The organism is Streptomyces sp. NPDC043854 (genome assembly GCF_056436005.1).
Genome location: NZ_JBWKDK010000090.1, coordinates 1 through 17,231 on the forward strand (window position 1 = coordinate 1; position 17,231 = coordinate 17,231).

A 17,231-nucleotide genomic window follows, 5' to 3' on the forward strand; every position below is an offset into this window, starting at 1 on the left:
GTCCCTGTCTGCCCCCCGCTCCCGACGAACAAAGAAAAGCGTCCCCCCCGCCCCGGTCCCCCCGCTTCCTTGCTGTGGAGCTAAGGAGAATTGAACTCCTGACCTCTTGCATGCCATGCAAGCGCTCTACCAACTGAGCTATAGCCCCTTGTTTCTCTCTGCCGCCGGGCCCCTTCTCGGTTTCCCTTGCCGGTTCCCCCTGGCGACATCGAGAACATTACACGGCCCTGACCCAACTCCCAAAATCGGTTTCCCGGTGGGTCGGTTTGTCCGCTTCGCCCCGTTAGGCGCGGGCGAACTGGTAGAACCGCTTGAGCGTGCAGTGCTCGTCGAGGAGGCGGCCGTAGATCGGCTCGCCCTCCAGCTCCCGGTACGTCTCGATCGGGTCGCCTTTTATGATCAGCGCCCGCGCGCATTCCTCGCACCAGTACTGGTAGTCGGGGTTGACCGGGTCCATGTCCCGCACGATCGGCGTGCCGTTGTTGCACCAGTCGCACCGCCGCCGGTGTGCACCCATCCGTCAGCGACTCCCTCCCGCGTCGGGCCGTCGACTCCCCCGCCGGCCGTCCGATTCTGCCACGCGGGTGCGCGGCAGGTCAGCAGCGCACGGGGATCAAACGCCGAGGATCCCGCCCCCTATTGGGGACGGGATCCTGATTGTGGAGCTAAGGAGAATTGAACTCCTGACCTCTTGCATGCCATGCAAGCGCTCTACCAACTGAGCTATAGCCCCGCTCTCCGCCTCGCTCCCCCGTTTCCGGTGTTCCGCGCTGCGAACAAGAAGAACTCTAGCCTGTGACCGGCCCGAACGCGAAATCCGGGCCCTGGCGGCCTCCGGACGGGGCCCGGCCGCAGCTCAGTCGTCGTCGCCGAGCACCGGTTCCGGCAGCGTGCCGGCGTTGTGCTCCAGCAGGCGCCAGCCGCGGGCGCCCTCGCCCAGGACGGACCAGCAGCAGTTGGAGAGCCCGCCCAGGCTCTCCCAGTCGTGCGCCGCCAGCCCGAGCAGCCGGCCGATGGTCGTACGGATCGTGCCGCCGTGGCTGACCACGACGAGCGTGCCGTCCTGCGGCAGCCGCCCGGCGTGCTCCAGCACCACCGGGGCCGCCCGGTCGGCGACCTCGGTCTCCAGCTCGCCGCCGCCGCGGCGGACGGGCTCGCCGCGCTTCCACGCCGCGTACTGCGCGCCGTGCTTCTGCAGGATCTCGTCGTGCGTGAGGCCCTGCCACTCACCGGCGTACGTCTCGCGCAGCGCGGCGTCCCGGGCCACGGGCAGGCCCGTGACGGCGGCCAGCTCGGCGGCCGTGGCGGAGGCGCGCTGGAGGTCGGAGGCCACGATGGCGTCCGGCTTCAGGGAGGCGAGCAGCCGGGCGGCGCGGCGCGCCTGCGCCACACCGGTCTCGGTCAGCGGGATGTCCGTGGAGCCCTGGAAGCGGCGCTCCAGGTTCCAGGACGTCTGGCCGTGCCGCCACAGGACGATCTTCCGGCCGGTACGGGCGGCCGGAGCCTGAGCCGCCGCCCCCTCGCCCGTGCGGGCGCTCGTGCTCGTGTCGGGGCTTGTGCTCAGAACAGATCACCGTCCAGGTCGTCGCCCTGCGCCTCGCGCAGCTTCGCGTACTCCTCCGCCTTGCCCTTGGTGAGCTTGGCGTCCTCGGGCAGCTCGATCTCGGGGCAGTCCTTCCACAGGCGCTCCAGCGCGTAGAAGACCCGCTCCTCGCTGTGCTGGACGTGGACGACGATGTCGACGTAGTCGAGCAGGATCCAGCGGGCGTCGCGGTCGCCCTCACGGCGCACCGGCTTGGCGCCGAGCTCCTTGAGCAGCTTCTCCTCGATCTCGTCGACGATCGACTTGACCTGGCGGTCGCTGGGCGCCGAGGCGAGCAGGAAGGCGTCGGTGATCGACAGCACGTCGCTGACGTCGTAGGCGATGATGTCGTGCGCGAGCTTGTCGGCCGCCGCCTGGGCGGCGGTGGTGATGAGCTCGATGGAGCGGTCCGTGGCGGTCACTGGCCATGCTTTCGGGTTGGCGGGCAGATTCCTACAAGGGTCTCATGTACCGCCGACGCCGCCCGCGCGGAACGTCCGGCACGGGCGCCGGCACGACAGGGGCCCGGCCGCGGGCCCGACCGGGACCGGTCAGGACGGCTTGTAGTCCTTGCCCAGGGTCACCACGACATCGGCGTTCACGGCGTTCTCGCCCTTCCTGACCACCGTCTCCGCAAGCCCCAACGTCTTGGCGACCTCGACGGCCTTCGCACGCTGCGCGTCGTCCTGGTACGTGATCTGCGTGGCCGACTGGGTCGCGCCGGCCCTGCCGCCCTCGACGAACGTGTAGCCGCCGTTGACCAGCGCGGCCTTCGCCGCCGTCTGCGCCTTCTCGTCGCCGGTGGCGTCCCGCAGGCCGACGCGCGGGGCGGCGCCCGCCTGGGCGGCCGTGAAGCTGCCGCCGAGCACCTCCTTGACCACGCTCTTGTTGGCGTCGTCGGTGAGGGTGCCGTCCGGCTTCACGCCGAGCACGTCGGTGCGGTACCCGGAGGTGCCCTCCTTGGCGTGCTCGCCCAGCTTGGACAGCAGGGTGCCGAGGGTCTGGGCGTTCAGGGAGGGGTCGAGGATCTGGCCCATGCTCTCGACCGTGACCGTCGCCGACTTCGGATCGCCGGGGATCTTGCGGAGGGTGCCGTACAGCACCTTGCCGAGCCGCTCCAGCTGCTTGGCCTCCGGCTCGTTCTGAGCGCGGTGGGTGGCGTACGCGACGGCCATGGCGCCGCTGAGGTGCTGCTTCGCGCCCTGGGCGACGGCCGGGGCCTTGACGGCGTCGTCGGCCGGGACCGCGGTGTCGGTGTCGACCTCGATGCCGCCGACCAGCTCGACCAGGTTCTCCAGGAACGGGGTGTCCAGGCGCCAGGTGCCGCCGATGCGGGTGCCGAGCACCGAGTCGAGGGACTCGCGGACGCCGAGGCCGCCCTCCTCCACGGCCTTGCCGAGCGGGGTGCCCGTGCCGTCGTCCCCGGGGACGCCGAGGGTGTTGGGCAGCAGGACGGTGGCGCCCTTCTGCGTCGTCACGTTGTCGACGAGCAGGGCGGTGGCGGTGCCGCCCTTCTTGGTGTTGTGGACGTGGACGACGATCACGTCGCGCTTCTGCGGCCCGGTCGCCGCCGCCGCGTCCTTCTTCCGGCCGGGGCCGTCGAGGAAGGGCAGCTTGCCCGCGTACCAGAGGTAGCCGGCGCCGCCGACCACGAACAGGGCGAGGACGACGATCAGGGCGATCACCCGGTTGCGGCCGCGGCGGCGGGCCTCCTCGCGGCGCTCGGTGCGGCTCTCGGTGAACTTGAGCCAGTCGATGACGTCCTCGGAGTCCTCGTCCGGCTGGTCGAGGAAGGCGAACTGCTCGGTGCGGTAGCCGGGGGCGTCCTCGAAGCCGTCGGAGTCGTCGGAGTCGTCGGCGCGGCGCGGCTGGGGGACCTGCGGGGTCCTGGGCTGTCCGGGGGCGGGCGCGGGCGCGGCGGGCTCCCGGTCAGCCTGCTGGGGGATCCACTGCTGGGCCTGGAGGGGCGGCTGCGGCTGCTGTGCCTGCGGGGCCGGGTGGGGCTCGTCGCCGCCGTACCCGTCGTAGCCGCCGTACCCGCCGTGGACGCGGCCGTGGCCGTCGTACGGGTCGTAGCCCGGTGTCGGCGGCTGGTCCTGCGCGGCGGGCTGGGGCTGCTGCCCGTAGTACTGCTGCTGTCCGCCGTAGGACGGGCCGCCCTGGTCGTAGCCGTAGTCGTACGGCCGGCCGTACGCGTCGTACTGCGGGGCCTGCGGTGCGGCGGGCTGCGCGTGCGCCCTGCCGTACACGGGCCGCCCGTACGCGTCGTAGCCGATGAGCTGCTGCTCCTGGGAGGCGTACGGGTCGTACGGCTGCTGTCGGTCGTTCACCGCGGGCCCCTTCTGTTCCGGAAGCTCAGGCTCCCCGATACAGCTCACGCTTGTCGATGTAGCGCACCACACCGTCGGGCACCAGATACCAGACCGGGTCGCCCTGGGCGACCCTGGTGCGGCAGTCCGTGGACGAGATGGCCAGCGCGGGCACCTCGACGAGGGAGACGCCGCCCTCGGGCAGCCCGTCGTCGGTGAGGACGTGGCCGGGCCGGGTGACCCCGATGAAGTGGGCGAGGGAGAAGAGTTCGTCGGCGTTGCGCCAGGTCAGGATCTGCGCGAGGGCGTCGGCACCGGTGATGAAGAACAGGTCCGCGTCCGGGTTGAGCGCGCTGAGGTCCCGCAGGGTGTCGATCGTGTACGTCGGCCCGCCGCGGTCGATGTCGATGCGGCTCACCGAGAACTGCGGGTTCGAAGCCGTCGCGATGACCGTCATCAGGTAGCGGTCCTCGGCGGGGGACACGGCCCGCTGCGATTTCTGCCACGGCTGGCCGGTCGGTACGAACACCACCTCGTCGAGGTGGAACAGGGCGGCCACCTCACTGGCGGCCACCAGGTGTCCGTGGTGGATCGGGTCGAATGTCCCGCCCATCACGCCGAGCCGGCGCTTGACCGGACCGGTAGGCATCTCCTGCTCTCCCATGAGCGCAGAGCCTACTGGCCCGGCGGAGCGGTGCGGGCTCGCATTCGAGCGCGTGCGCGAGCGCGGCTCAGCGGTCGCGGTTCAGGCGCGTGGTCACCCAGAGCATCAGCAGCAGGATGACGAGCGCGGCACCGCCCGTGAGGTACGGGTTCAGGCTGTCGTGGTTGCCGCCGTGCTGCTCGGCCCCCTCCGAGGCGAGGAGAACCAGGGATTGGGCGGTGGAGGTGAGGCTCATCAGGCAGGTACCTATCGAGTCGGGGAGCGGGCGGAGACTTCGCTCACATCGTATGCGGGGGCCTGGGGCACGCTCGCGCCGACTCAGGCGTTGGAGAGGATAGACGCAAGCGAAGAGCTGGCCGATCAAGGGGGAGGCGTCATGAGCGGGACGGTTTTCGAGAAGGCACCGGCGCGGGACCGCAGGAGGTTCCCCGGGATCTCCTCACGGGCGTACGAGCACCCGGCGGACCGGTCCGCACTGGTGGCGCTGCGCAAGCTGAGCGGGTTCGACACGGTGTTCAAGGCCCTGAGCGGCCTGCTGCCGGAGCGCAGCCTGCGGCTGCTGTTCCTGTCGGAGTCGGTGCGCGTGGGCGAGACGCAGTTCCCGCACCTGTACGAGATGCTCCGCGACGCCTGCTACATCCTGGACCTGGACAAGGTCCCGCAGATGTACGTGCAGCAGGATCCCAAGCCGAACGCGATGTGCATCGGACTGGACGAGCCGATCATCGTGGTGACCACGGCGCTGGTGGAGCTGCTGGACGAGGAGGAGATGCGGGCGGTCGTGGGCCACGAGGTGGGCCACGCGCTGTCGGGCCACGCCGTGTACCGCACGGTGCTGCTCTTCCTGACGAACCTGGCGCTGAAGGTGGCGTGGATCCCGCTGGGCAACGTGGCGATCACGGCGATCGTGACCGCGCTGCGGGAGTGGTTCCGCAAGTCGGAGCTGTCGGCGGACCGGGCGGGCCTGCTGGTCGGCCAGGACCCGCAGGCCTCGATGCGCGGGCTGATGAAGATCGCGGGCGGCAACCACCTGCACGAGATGAACGTGGACTCCTTCCTGGCCCAGGCCGAGGAGTACGAGCAGAGCGGCGACCTGCGCGACTCCGTGCTGAAGATCCTCAACATGCTGCCGCGGACGCACCCCTTCACCACCGTCCGGGCGGCGGAGCTGAAGAAGTGGTCGGAGAGCCGGGACTTCCAGCGGATCATGGACGGCCACTACCCGCGGCGGGAGGAGGACAAGGACGCCTCGGTCACGGATTCCTTCCGGCAGTCCGCCGCGCACTACGCGGACTCGGTGCGCACCAGCAAGGACCCGCTGATAAAGCTGGTGGGCGACATCGCCGGCGGGACGGCCGACCTGGGCGGACGGCTGCGCGACAGGTTCACCGGGGCGAACGGCTCCGGATCCAGGCCGGGATCCGGCTCGGCTGCCGGGGGCAAGGACGGGGGCACTACCCCGCGGGACTGACGGGGACCGCAGCCGTCGCCGCCGGGGCGAGCACACCGCAGAGGGCGGTGCTGCGCCGCGGATGGCCGCTGGCGTACGGGTCGCTCGCGGCGGGGCCGACCGTGGTCGGCCCGGCTCCGGCCAGGAGCGGGCGGAAACCCTCGGCGGGCTCGGAGGAGCAGGACTGGGGTCCGGCCATGACGTGGGCCGCGACCAGTTCCGCCCGCCGGGTCGCGAGGTCCTCCCGGTCGAAGCGCAGCCGCAGTTCGCGGCGGACGGTGAACAGCGAGGCCCCGTCCGCGGCTGACGGGGCGCCGGTGGCCGGCCGTACGGCGTACACGAAGGTGTGATCGGTGAACACCTCCAGCACGTCCGGGGAGACTTCCTCGAAGGTGAGGATCCCGCTCACCCTGATGCGGGAGTCGGCGACGACGGCGGTGCCGGGGTCGAAGCGGACCAGCCAGCCGGTGGCCGCGTGCCGCCCGTCGCCGGAGGGCGAGGCCATGCTGTGGTCGAACTGGTCCAGCTGGTCGGGGTCGACCAGGACGCGCACCGGCCGGGTGGTGGTGCCGGCCAGGACGTCCGGGTCGAGGGAGGACTGCACCAGGTAGTCCTTGGCGACGGACAGGGCCGTGACGACCTGCTCGTCGGTGAAGTGCCGGGTGCGGCGTACGGCGGGCAGGGCGACCCCGGCCGCCCCGACCCGGTAGTCGGCCGCCGGGCTCTGCGCGAACAGGTCGACGGGCCGCCCGCCGGGCACCGGGACGGTGGGTGCCAGCGGGACGACCGTGCTGGTCAGCGGCTCGGCTCTGGTGTCGGGCACGGGTGCGGCGGGGTTGCGCAGCCCCATGTAGACGGCTGACGCGAAGGCCAGGGCGATGAGCAGCACGATCAGCAGCCCCTGCCGGGCGCCGCGGCTGGGGGTGCCGTTCCCGGGGCGGGTGGAGCCGCCGCCGGACCAGAGGGATCGGCTGCGTACGGCGCGGGCGTGCTCGCCCATCCGCTCTTGTGCGGAGAACTCCTGGAGGCGGGCCGCCCGGACGAAGTCCTCGTCGAACACCACGGACCGGTACTCGTACTCGTAGTCGTCCCGCCGGAACTCCTCGTCGCCCCCGCCGATGCCGTCGGGGGTGCCGTCGGGTGGATCTGCTGGCACGGCCATTGCTTCTCCCGCTGGTCCCGCTTCAGAGAAGCCCCCTGCTCCGGTGAACGGGAGTGGGGTCGTACCTTCAGGGTTGGCGGCGGGCGGGGTCCATAAACGCTCCGACGCCGCTGACTTCCTTCAGCGGGGTGCTGGCGGGCGCGGGAGCGGGCTCGGACTCGCCCGAGGCGCTGCGGTAGACGGCGCTGAAGGCGAGGGCGACCATGCCGAGGCCCATGACGACGGCGAGCACCCAGGCGACCGGCCGCAGCCACGGCGAGCGGCCGCGGTAGGGGCGGAGGCTGCCGCCGTAGGCCCCGTACGGTGCGTCGGGGTGGCCGGTGCCGTGGCCGTACTCCCAGCCGGGGTCGTCCAGGCCGTAGCCGTCGGGGCGGCCGTAGCCGTAGCCGTCGGGGTCCTCATCGGAGGTCCAGCCGCCGGGCAGGGCGCGGGCGGCCTCGGCCTCGGCGCGGGCCCGGTGGTCGGCGGCGCGCTGGCGTTCCAGCGCGCTCGGTTCATGGATCTCGGCCCTCCGGACGAAGTCCTCGTCGAACACCACGGAGGCGAAGTCGAAATCCGCGCCTCCGCGGTCGTCGTCGGGCTCCCCGTTGTCCGGGTACTGGCCCCCCACGTCGTCCGGCACGGGACCAGGGTAGACCTGAGGGGCTGCTTTGGGCAGGCTGTCAGCCGAAATCCGGCCACACGGAGTTCAGCGGCCGGCTACCGGACGTGACCGTCGCCGGTGACGATGTACTTGGTGGAGGTCAGCTCGGGCAGGCCCATCGGGCCGCGGGCGTGCAGCTTCTGGGTGGAGATCCCGATCTCGGCGCCGAAGCCGAACTGGCCACCGTCCGTGAACCGGGTGGATGCGTTCACGGCGACGGTGGTCGAGTCGACCAGCTGGGTGAACCGGCGGGCGGCGGCCTGCGAGGTGGTGACGATCGCCTCGGTGTGGCCGGAGGTCCAGCGGCGGATGTGGGCGACGGCGTCGTCGAGGGAGTCCACGACGGCGGCGGCGATGTCGTAGGACAGGTATTCGGCCTCCCAGTCCTCGTCGGTGGCGCGCAGCGCGGTCACCTTGGAGTCGCTGGCGGCCTCGAGGACGCGGTCGTCGCCGTGGACGGTGACGCCGGCGCCGGCGAGCGCGTCGAGGGCGAGCGGCAGGAACGCGTCGGCGATGTCGCGGTGGACGAGGAGGGTCTCGGCGGCATTGCAGACGGACGGCCGCTGGGCCTTGGAGTTGATCAGGATGTCCACGGCCATGGCGAGGTCGGCCTGTGCGTCGACGTAGACGTGGCAGTTGCCGGTACCGGTCTCGATGACCGGGACGGTGGACTCCTCGACCACGGTCTTGATGAGGGAGGCGCCGCCGCGCGGGATCAGGACGTCGACGAGGCCGCGGGCGCGCATCAGCTCGCGGACGGAGTCGCGGGACTCGCCCGGGACGAGCTGGATCGCGTCGGCGGGGATGCCGGTGCTCTCGACGGCGTCGCGGAGGATCCCGACGAGGGCGGTGTTCGAGGCGTACGCGGAGGAGCTGCCGCGCAGCAGGACCGCGTTGCCGGACTTCAGGCAGAGGGCGGCGGCGTCGACGGTGACGTTGGGGCGGGCCTCGTAGATGATGCCGACGACGCCAAGCGGGACGCGGACCTGGCGCAGGTCGATGCCGTTGGGGAGGGTCGAGCCGCGGACGACCTCGCCGACGGGGTCGGGGAGGGCGGCCACGTCGCGCACGTCGGAGGCGATGGCGCGGACCCGCTCCGGGGTGAGGGTGAGGCGGTCGATGACCGTCTCGCTGGTGCCGGCGGCCCGGGCCTTGTCCGTGTCGACGGCGTTGGCGGCGACGATCTCGTCGGTACGGGCCTCCAGCGCGTCGGCGATGGCCAGGAGCGCGGTGTCCTTGGCGGACCGCGGGAGGGGGGCGAGGGCCGCGGCGGCGGTGCGGGCGCGGTGCGCGGTGGCGAGGACGGGGGAGGTCGTGGCATCGAACGAGGTCATGCCGCCAGGGTAGTCCCCGCCACTGCGGGCCCACCCGCTCTTCCACCCCCCGAGACACGGCCACGGGCCGCGGCCCGGACGGGGCCGGTGCGAGCCCGGGCAGAGTCAGGACCAGCCTGGGCCGGCCTGGGCCGGAGTAGGCCTGGGCGGGTCCAGGCAGGCCGAAACCCGGGCTTGGCCCTTTGGCCCAGGGGTCGGGGGCCGGGCGCAGCCCGGGGAACGGTGAAGGGGCGGGGTGGGGAAGGGCGCCGCGCAGCGGACCGCACGCGCCCGCCCGGCAGCCGAAGCAGCCGGCCCCGCCCCGCGATTCGCCGGGGGCGGCCCGGCACCGGTGCCGGAGCTCCCGGCACGGCCCAGGCCCTGGGGCCTGGCCCGGGTCACGCGGCGGGGCCCCGGTCGCGCGGCAGGGCCCCGGTTCCCTGCCCCGGGGTCGGGCCCGGGGCAGGGAGGGTCAGTAGGGGTGGACGCCCACCGGGTGGGCGGGGGGTGGGCCGTAGCCCTCCGCTACTCGGAGGTGGTACGTCGCGCGGTCGATGACCTCCAGGCCCACGATCTCCCACGGCGGGAGCTGGGCCGAGGACCGGTGTTCACCCCACAGGCGGAGCGCGACCGCCGCCGCGTCGTGGAGGTCGCGCGCCTCCTCCCAGTACCGGATCTCGGCGTGGTCGTCGGCGTATCTGCTGGTCAGCAGGAAGGGATGGTCGTGGGCCAGTTGCTCCAGCCCACGCCGCACCTCCGACAGCGGCGCCGGCTTGCCGGAGACGCTCAGGGTGACGTGCCAGAGGCGGGAGGGCTCATCGTGCTCGTCCCCGCCGCCGTTGATGCTGGTCAGCGCTCGTCTCACCAGCCGCCTCCTGTCTGCACCACTTCCTGCCGCCGGCATGTCCGCCCCTCACAGTTGACCAGTCCCGGGCCCGCCGCGCGGCGGTTTTGCCGAACCTCAGCCCTGGAGCAGGACCAGATCATCCCGGTGGACGACCTCGCGTTCGTACTCGGGTCCGAGCTCGCGGGCCAGTTCGCGGGTGGAGCGGCCGAGGAGCTGCGGGAGTTCCCTCGCGTCGAAGTTGACCAGGCCCCGGGCGACGGGGCGGCCGTCGGGCGCCCGCAGTTCCACCGGATCGCCGGCGGTGAACTCGCCCTCGACGGCGGCGATCCCGGCGGGCAGCAGGGAGCTGCCGCGCTCGGTGACCGCGGCGACGGCGCCCTCGTCGAGGACGAGGTGCCCCTGCGGGGTCGACGCGTGCTGGAGCCACAGCAGCCGGTCGGCGGAGCGGCGGCCGGTGGCGTGGAAGTACGTGCCGGTGGTCCGCCCGGCGAGGGCGTCGGCGGCCTGGCTCGCCGAGGTGAGGACGACCGGGATGCCGGCGGCGGCGGCGATCCGTGCCGCCTCGACCTTGGTGACCATGCCGCCGGTGCCGACGCCGGCCTTGCCCGCGCTGCCGATGGAGACGTGCGCGATGTCGGCCGGTCCGCGCACCTGGTCGATGCGGGTGGTGCCGGGGAGCGACGGGTCGCCGTCGTACAGGCCGTCCACGTCGGAGAGGAGGACCAGCAGGTCGGCCCGGACCAGGTGGGCGACGAGAGCGGCGAGCCGGTCGTTGTCGCCGAAGCGGATCTCGTCCGTGGCAACGGTGTCGTTCTCGTTGACGACCGGGAGGGCGCCCATCGCGAGGAGCTGGTCGAGGGTGCGGTAGGCGTTGCGGTAGTGGGCGCGCCGACTGGTGTCGTCGGTGGTCAGCAGGACCTGGCCGACGCGGACTCCGTACCGGGCGAAGGAGGCGGTGTAGCGGGCGACGAGCAGGCCCTGCCCGACGCTGGCGGCGGCCTGCTGGCGGGCCAGGTCGGTGGGGCGGCGGCGCAGGCCGAGGGGGGAGAGGCCGGCGGCGATGGCGCCGCTGGAGACGAGGACGATCTCCTTCTCGCCGCCGCTGCGGGCCTTGGCCAGTACGTCGACCAGGGCGTCCACCCGGTCCGCGTCGAGCCCGCCGGCCGCGGTGGTCAGGGACGAGGAGCCGACCTTGACCACGATCCTGCGGGCGTCCACGACACCTTGCCTAGCCGCTGACACGTCTGTCCCCTTGCCCCTTGCCGTGCGTGTACGTCTTGTACCTCTGCCACCTCAATCTACGGGTTGGGCGCGGATGGCTGCGCGCCGGTTTCAGACCCTGGACGACCTGGGCTTGCCGGATGCCCGCTCGGGCGGCGCGGGGGCGTCCCCGGTCTGCTTCCGGCCGCCCGGGACGAGGATCTTGCGGGAGAGCAGGAAGGTGAAGGGGATGGCGATGACGGCGGCGACGAGCGGCGCGATCCGGGTGTCCATGCCGGCCCAGGTCACGAGGGCGTAGAGGCCGGCGGACTGGATGACGTAGTTGGTGACGTTCGTCAACGGGAAGAGGAGGAATTTCTTCCAGGTCGGCCGGGTCCGGTAGGTGAAGTAGGTGTTCATGAAGAACGAGCCGACCATCGCCAGCAGGAAGGCGAGGGTGTAGGCGAGGAAGTACGGCATCCACGGGTGCAGCAGCAGGTAGATGCCGAAGAAGGTGCCGGTGTTGACGGCCCCGACGAGGCCGAAGCGGAAGATCTGGCCGAGCTGCTCCTTCATGGGTCAGCCGGCCTGGTTCTTCGCGGCAGCGGTGGTCCGCGCCCCCGACAGGCCGCCGCGCTCGCGCTCGGCCGGCACGTCCGCCGCAGCAGCGGCCTCCGCCCCGGCGGCGGCCTCCGCCCGGACCGCGGAAGCCCGGACCGCGGCGGGCCGGGCCTGCGGGTCGGCGCCGTGCGCCTCCTTGACCAGGAAGTGCGGGCGGCGCTTGGTCTCGTAGTAGATGCGTCCGATGTACTCGCCGATCAGCCCCAGCATGATCATCTGGACGCCGCCGATGCCGACGATGATCGCCACGAGGGTGACGTAGCCGGGGACGTCGACGCCCTTGGTCATGGCCATGACCGCGATCCACACCGCGTACAGGGCGGTCAGCGCGACCAGCGAGACGCCCGCCCAGATGCCGACGCGCAGCGGGCGGTTGTTGAAGGAGATCAGCCCGTCCATGGCGTAGTTCAGCAGCGAGCCGAACTTCCACTTGGTCTCGCCGGCCTCGCGCTGGGCGTTGCGGTAGTCGAAGTGGACGGTGTCGAAGCCGATCCAGGAGAAGAGGCCCTTGGAGAAGCGGTTGTACTCCGGCAGCGACAGCAGCGCGTCCACGGCCGGCCGCGACAGCATCCGGAAGTCGCCGACGCCGTCGGTGAGCTCGACGTCGACCCACCGGTTGACGCCGCGGTAGTACAGGCGGCTGAGCGCGGAGCGGACCTTCTTGTCGCCCTCGCGGGTGCGGCGGGCGATGATCTGGTCGTGGCCCTGCCGGTGGTAGTCGAGCATGGTCGCGATCAGCTCCGGCGGGTGCTGGAGGTCGGCGTCCATGATCACGACGGCGTCGCCGGTGGCCTCGCGCAGGCCGGCGAGCATGCCGGCCTCCTTGCCGAAGTTGCGGCTGAAGGAGACGTACCGGGTGCGGTCCCCGTGCTCGGCGGCGATCTTGCGGAGCTTTTCGAGGGTGCCGTCGCGGCTGCCGTCGTCGACGTAGCAGACCTCGTACGCGACGGGCAGGGAGTCCAGGACCCTGCGGATCTCCGCATCGAAGCTGTCGATCACGGCTTCTTCGTTGTAGCAGGGGACAACTACGGACAGCTTCGTCATGAACACTTCCTGCGGAGTCCGAACGGGTGATTGTCGGCGACCGGACCCGCCACTCACCTCTTCCTCAGAAGTATGCACGCCGGGGTCGGGAGGCCGGATCCGAGCGCGGCACACGGTAGCTTTGACGGGTTAAACGGAATGGAACGAAGGGATCGAGGTGCACGTGCCTGACGTCTCCGTGGTCGTCATCGTCTACAACGACGCAGAGCGCCTGCCGACAGCCGTCCGGTCGGTTCTGGACCAAACCCTGCACGGGGTCGAGGTCGTGATCGTGGACGACTGCAGCCAGGACCGGTCGTTCGCGGTCGCCCAGGAGCTCGAAGCCGCGCACCCCGGGCGGGTGCGGGCCTTCCGGCTGCCCGAGAACAGCGGCGGCTGCGGCGCCCCCCGCAACCACGGCATCCGGCAGGCGACCGGCACGTACGTGATGTTCCTGGACAGCGACGACGTGCTGGAACGAAACGCCTGCCGGAACATGCTGGAGGCGGCCGAGCGGACCGGCTCCGACCTGGTCTCCGGCATGTGCGTGCGCGTCCACCTCGACAACCGCTGGGGCAAGACCACCGAGTGGTACCCCTGGATCTACTCGCGCACCCGCACCCTGGAGTCGATCACCGAGGACCCCGACCTCCTCGTGTACGACACCCTCTCCACGAACAAGTGCTACCGGCGCGCGTTCCTGCTGGAGCAGGGCCTGGAGTTCCCGGTCGGCATCCACTACGAGGACCTGCTCTTCTCCGCCCAGGCGTACGTCGCCGCCCGCCGCATCACGCTGATCCCCAACCACGTCTACTACTGGAACGTGGTCGAGAAGGCCGCCACCAAGTCGATCAGCAACCGCCGCCACGAGATCGCGAACTTCGTCCACCGGATGGAGATCCACCGCCGCGTCGACGAGCTGCTGGCCGCCAAGGGCTTCACCGAGATCAAGACGGCCAAGGACGCCAAGTTCCTCAAGCACGACCTGGTGCTGCACCTGCGCGACCTGCCGCTGCTCGGCGACGCGTACCGCCAGGAGTTCGCCCGCCTGGCCAACGGCTACCTGGCCGGCATCGACCCGGCCGCCTACGACAACGTCACGCACCTCCAGGCGATCTGCGCCTACCTCCTGGGCAAGGAGGACTGGGACAGCCTGCTCGCGGCCGCCGACGCCATGACCAACAAGGGCCGGCTGACCTCGCCGCTCGCCGAGCGCGACGGTCGGGTCTACTGGTGTGGCGAACATCTCGACGACGCCGAGGCCCGCCGGATACTGGACGTCACCGAACAGGGCTTCCACACCACCCCGCTCACCTCCCTCACCCTGGGCAACCGCCTGACCTCGTACGCGGACGACGGCCGCGGCAGCGTCACCCTGTCCGGCGCCGTCGTGAACCCGCTGGGCCGGATCGCGCCGGAAGCGGAACTGAAGGCCACCCTGGAGCTCAGGGCCCGCCGCCAGGTCGGCGTCCGGTCGTTCAGCTTCCCGGTGGAATCCGTGCGGCATGCCGGGGACACCATCGAGTGGCGGGCCACCGCCGACATCGGCAGCACCGTGCGCCCCCTCGGCATCGTCGACGCCGTCTGGGACGTCCGGCTGAAGCTGACCGCCGGCAGCGACCGGCTCACCACCCGCGTCTCCGTCGGCGGCGTCGACCTGGAGTCGGCGGCCCGGCTGCGCGTGCGCCCGCGACTGACCCGGCTGGTCTCCGACCGCTTCGAGCCCGAGGTGACCAAGAAGGGCAACCTCTCCTACGTCCTGACCGCCGAGGGCCCCGCCGCCGTCCGCACCCAGGCCCTGATCAGCGGCGCCATGCACGGCAGGACCGCCGGCATGGTCAAGAAGACCCTGCGCCGGGCCCTGCGCGCCCGCCGGAACCTCGGCTCGGGCGAGCAGAAGGTGAAGGTCTACCACGAGGTCTTCTCGAAGCTGCCGGTCAAGAAGGGCACGGTCGTCTTCGAGAGCCACATGGGCAAGCAGTACAGCGACAGCCCAAAGGCGATCTACGAGGAGATGGTCCGCCAGGGCGTCGCCTTCGAGGCGGTCTGGTCGTACGCGGGCGCCAAGCCCACCGGCTTCCCCAAGGAGGCCACCCTGGTCAAGCGCTGGAGCTGGCCGTACCTGCGGGCCCTGGCCCAGGCCGAGTTCTGGATCGACAACCAGGGCTTCCCGCTGGCGCTGACCAAGCGCCCGGGGACGACGTACATCCAGACCTGGCACGGCTCCGCCCTCAAGCGGATGGGCTTCCACGAGCCCCGCACGAAGGCCCAGGGCCGCGCCGGCCAGGACCGCTTCCAGGCGGCCGTCAACCGCTTCGACCACTTCCTGATCCGCTCCGAGCACGACGTGCGCACCCTGGCCAAGGGCTTCCGGCTGCGCGACGAGGTGCTGCTGCGCACCGGCTACCCGCGCAACGACGCCCTCGTCGAGGCACACCGCGCCGAGACCCAGAGCGGGGAGCGGGTCCGCGGACCGCTCGCCGCCGAACTGGGCATCGACCCGGCGAAGAGGGTCCTGCTGTACGCTCCCACGTTCCGGGCGAACGCGGACGGCGCCGTGGAGGGCTTCGAGTTCCCCTTCGACGTGGAGGAGTTCGCCGAGCGGCTCGGCGACCGCTTCACCCTGCTGGTGCGCACCCACTACCTCAACAGCGTCTCCCTGCCGCCCTCGGTCGCGGGCCGGGTCGTCGACGTCTCCGGGCACCACGACATCACCCCGCTGCTGGCGCTCGCCGACGGGCTGATCACCGACTACTCGTCCGTGATGTTCGACTACGCGGTCCTGGACCGGCCGATGCTGTTCTTCGCGTACGACTACGACAGCTACGCGGGCGACATCCGCGGCACGTACTTCGACCTGAAGGAGAAGGCCCCGGGCCCGGTCGTGGCCACGGCCGACGAGCTCTTCCAGGCCATCGCCGCCTTCGACGAGGCGGACGCCAAGTACGCGGAGGCGCGCCAGCGCTTCCTCACCGAGTTCGGCGAGTACGACCGCGGGGACGCGGCCCGCCAGATCGTCGAGAAGTTCTTCACCGGGAGCGGCAAGTGAGCCAGCAGACCGCCCAGACCGCCGAGGCGGCCGGGACCGCAGCGGCCGACGAGACCGCGGCGGCCGCCGAAACGGCCGGCGGCCGCGACGTCTTCATCGTCTCCAACAGCGTCGACGAGCTCGGCGGCGTCACGACCTGGTCGCACCAGATGGCCCGGCTCTTCACCGACCGCGGGCACCGCGTGCACCTCGTCGGCATCGCCCCGGTCGCCGAGGAGATCCGGCAGAAGCTGCCGCAGGACCTGCCGTACGCGATGACCACCCTGTACGACACCCACCCGCCCAGGGCCCGCCGCCTGCGCGGCATCAAGGGCCGGCTCAACGCCCCCGAGCGGCGCCGCCAGGCCGCCCGGCGGGCCCTGATGTGCGCCAAGGCGGAGGAGCTCAGCGCCCTGCTGCGCACGGCCCGCCCCGGCGGCGTCGTGATCGTCACCCAGGTGTGGGCGATGGAATGGGTGGCCCTCGCCGACACCAAGGGCCTCACCGTCATCGGCATGAGCCACGAGTCGTACGAGGCCAGCCAGAAGTCCACCCGCGGCGACCGGGTCCGCCGCCACTACCGCGAGGTCGACCGGCTGCTGGTGCTGACCCCGGAGGACGCGGACCTGTGGATCCGCTCCGGCATGGAGAACGTCTCCAGCATGCCGAACCCGCTGCCGTTCATGCCGGACTCCCCCGCCCCGCGCACCGGGAAGGTCGTCGCGAGCGTCGGCCGCCTCGCCTTCGAGAAGGGCGTGGACCTGCTGCTGGACGCCTGGGCCGAGGCCGCCCCGCAGCACCCCGACTGGGTCCTCAGGATCTACGGAGCGGGTGTGGAGGAGGCCGCGCTGCGGGCCCACTGCACCGCGCTCGGGATCGACGACTCGGTGGAGTGGATGGGCAGCACCGACGACGTGCTGGGCGCGCTCCGCGGGGCCGCGGTCTTCGCGCAGGCCTCCCGGGCCGAGGGCTTCCCGATCACCCTGCTGGAGGCGATGGCCGCGGGCGTGCCGGTCGCCGCGTTCGACTGCGCACCCGGCGTGCGCGAGATCGTCTCGCACGGGGAGGACGGGCTGCTGGCCCGGCTGGGCAACACGATGGAGCTGGCCGGGCACCTGCGCGTGCTGATGGCGGACCGGGAGCTGCGCGACCGGCTCGGCGACCGGGCGTTCCGGTCCGTGCAGCGGTTCTCCGGTGCCGAGATCACCGACCGGTGGGAGGAGCTGTTCGCGTTCCTGGAGCGCTGAGCGGCCCCGCCCCGGCCCTGGGGCGGGGAGGGGGGGGGGGGGGGGGGGGGGGCCCCGCGTGAGGGAGAGGGGGGGGGGGGGGGGGTGGGGGGAGGGGGGGGGGGGGAAGAAGACCGGAAAGGAGGCAGGCGCCGTCGATTCC

The 17,231-nt window shown here is 71.9% G+C and carries 16 protein-coding genes and 2 tRNA genes; 3 read left to right on the forward strand and 15 right to left on the reverse strand.

Annotation, left to right across the window (positions count from 1 at the left end; genetic code table 11):
- Positions 1 to 75: 75 nt before the first annotated feature.
- The 8 genes from AC068A_RS35865 to AC068A_RS35900 form a co-directional block, all read right to left on the reverse strand.
- Positions 76 to 148 (reverse strand) — tRNA-Ala (locus AC068A_RS35865).
- A 135-nt stretch (positions 149 to 283) separates the two neighbouring features.
- Positions 284 to 517: a hypothetical protein gene (locus tag AC068A_RS35870; RefSeq protein WP_008738908.1), complete on the reverse strand. Its 234-nt coding sequence runs from the start codon at positions 515 to 517 to the stop codon at positions 284 to 286.
- Positions 518 to 660: 143 nt separating this feature from the next.
- Positions 661 to 733, reverse strand: a tRNA-Ala gene (locus tag AC068A_RS35875).
- 123 nt (positions 734 to 856) lie between these two features.
- Positions 857 to 1,477, reverse strand: a complete 621-nt coding sequence (locus AC068A_RS35880) for a histidine phosphatase family protein (RefSeq protein ID WP_478590506.1) — start codon at positions 1,475 to 1,477, stop codon at positions 857 to 859.
- Positions 1,478 to 1,560: 83 nt separating this feature from the next.
- On the reverse strand, positions 1,561 to 2,004 hold the full coding sequence (gene rsfS, locus AC068A_RS35885) for a ribosome silencing factor (protein ID WP_478590494.1): 444 nt from the start codon (positions 2,002 to 2,004) through the stop codon (positions 1,561 to 1,563).
- 129 nt (positions 2,005 to 2,133) lie between these two features.
- Positions 2,134 to 3,912 carry an LCP family protein gene (locus AC068A_RS35890; protein ID WP_478590495.1) on the reverse strand — a complete coding sequence of 593 codons (1,779 nt, stop codon included), beginning with the start codon at positions 3,910 to 3,912 and terminating at the stop codon, positions 2,134 to 2,136.
- 25 nt (positions 3,913 to 3,937) lie between these two features.
- Positions 3,938 to 4,555, reverse strand: a complete 618-nt coding sequence (nadD, locus tag AC068A_RS35895) for a nicotinate-nucleotide adenylyltransferase (protein WP_360622290.1) — start codon at positions 4,553 to 4,555, stop codon at positions 3,938 to 3,940.
- 67 nt (positions 4,556 to 4,622) lie between these two features.
- Entirely contained in the window at positions 4,623 to 4,790 is a 168-nt protein-coding gene (locus AC068A_RS35900) for a hypothetical protein (RefSeq protein ID WP_478590496.1), read from the reverse strand.
- A 141-nt stretch (positions 4,791 to 4,931) separates the two neighbouring features.
- Here AC068A_RS35900 and AC068A_RS35905 point away from each other — a divergent pair, with 141 nt between their 5' ends.
- Positions 4,932 to 6,026 carry a M48 family metallopeptidase gene (locus tag AC068A_RS35905; RefSeq protein WP_478590497.1) on the forward strand — a complete coding sequence of 365 codons (1,095 nt, stop codon included), beginning with the start codon at positions 4,932 to 4,934 and terminating at the stop codon, positions 6,024 to 6,026.
- On the opposite strand, the gene AC068A_RS35910 is transcribed toward AC068A_RS35905, so the two are convergent.
- The 7 genes from AC068A_RS35910 to AC068A_RS35940 form a co-directional block, all read right to left on the reverse strand.
- Positions 6,010 to 7,167: an SCO2583 family membrane protein gene (locus AC068A_RS35910; protein WP_478590498.1), complete on the reverse strand. Its 1,158-nt coding sequence runs from the start codon at positions 7,165 to 7,167 to the stop codon at positions 6,010 to 6,012. The genes AC068A_RS35905 and AC068A_RS35910 overlap by 17 nt on opposite strands.
- Before the next feature lie 67 nt (positions 7,168 to 7,234).
- Complete coding sequence (locus AC068A_RS35915) at positions 7,235 to 7,789, reverse strand: SCO2584 family spore wall biosynthesis protein (protein WP_478590499.1); 555 nt, start codon at positions 7,787 to 7,789, stop codon at positions 7,235 to 7,237.
- A gap of 77 nt (positions 7,790 to 7,866) precedes the next feature.
- Positions 7,867 to 9,144 (reverse strand): glutamate-5-semialdehyde dehydrogenase, encoded by a 1,278-nt coding sequence (locus AC068A_RS35920; RefSeq protein ID WP_478590500.1) that lies wholly within the window; start codon positions 9,142 to 9,144, stop codon positions 7,867 to 7,869.
- A gap of 451 nt (positions 9,145 to 9,595) precedes the next feature.
- Positions 9,596 to 10,027 carry a hypothetical protein gene (locus AC068A_RS35925; RefSeq protein WP_478590501.1) on the reverse strand — a complete coding sequence of 144 codons (432 nt, stop codon included), beginning with the start codon at positions 10,025 to 10,027 and terminating at the stop codon, positions 9,596 to 9,598.
- Between the two features lie 57 nt (positions 10,028 to 10,084).
- Entirely contained in the window at positions 10,085 to 11,212 is a 1,128-nt protein-coding gene (proB, locus tag AC068A_RS35930) for a glutamate 5-kinase (RefSeq protein WP_478590502.1), read from the reverse strand.
- 90 nt (positions 11,213 to 11,302) lie between these two features.
- Positions 11,303 to 11,746, reverse strand: coding sequence for a GtrA family protein (locus AC068A_RS35935; RefSeq protein ID WP_478590503.1), 444 nt, complete (start codon positions 11,744 to 11,746; stop codon positions 11,303 to 11,305).
- Positions 11,747 to 11,749: 3 nt separating this feature from the next.
- On the reverse strand, positions 11,750 to 12,835 hold the full coding sequence (locus tag AC068A_RS35940; protein WP_478590504.1) for a glycosyltransferase family 2 protein: 1,086 nt from the start codon (positions 12,833 to 12,835) through the stop codon (positions 11,750 to 11,752).
- A gap of 157 nt (positions 12,836 to 12,992) precedes the next feature.
- On the opposite strand from AC068A_RS35940, the gene AC068A_RS35945 reads away from it, so the two are divergent.
- Together AC068A_RS35945 and AC068A_RS35950 are read left to right on the forward strand one after the other, a co-directional pair.
- Complete coding sequence (locus tag AC068A_RS35945) at positions 12,993 to 15,863, forward strand: bifunctional glycosyltransferase/CDP-glycerol:glycerophosphate glycerophosphotransferase (protein ID WP_478590505.1); 2,871 nt, start codon at positions 12,993 to 12,995, stop codon at positions 15,861 to 15,863.
- 95 nt (positions 15,864 to 15,958) lie between these two features.
- Entirely contained in the window at positions 15,959 to 17,089 is a 1,131-nt protein-coding gene (locus AC068A_RS35950; RefSeq protein ID WP_478590507.1) for a glycosyltransferase, read from the forward strand.
- The last annotated feature ends 142 nt before the right edge of the window (positions 17,090 to 17,231 follow it).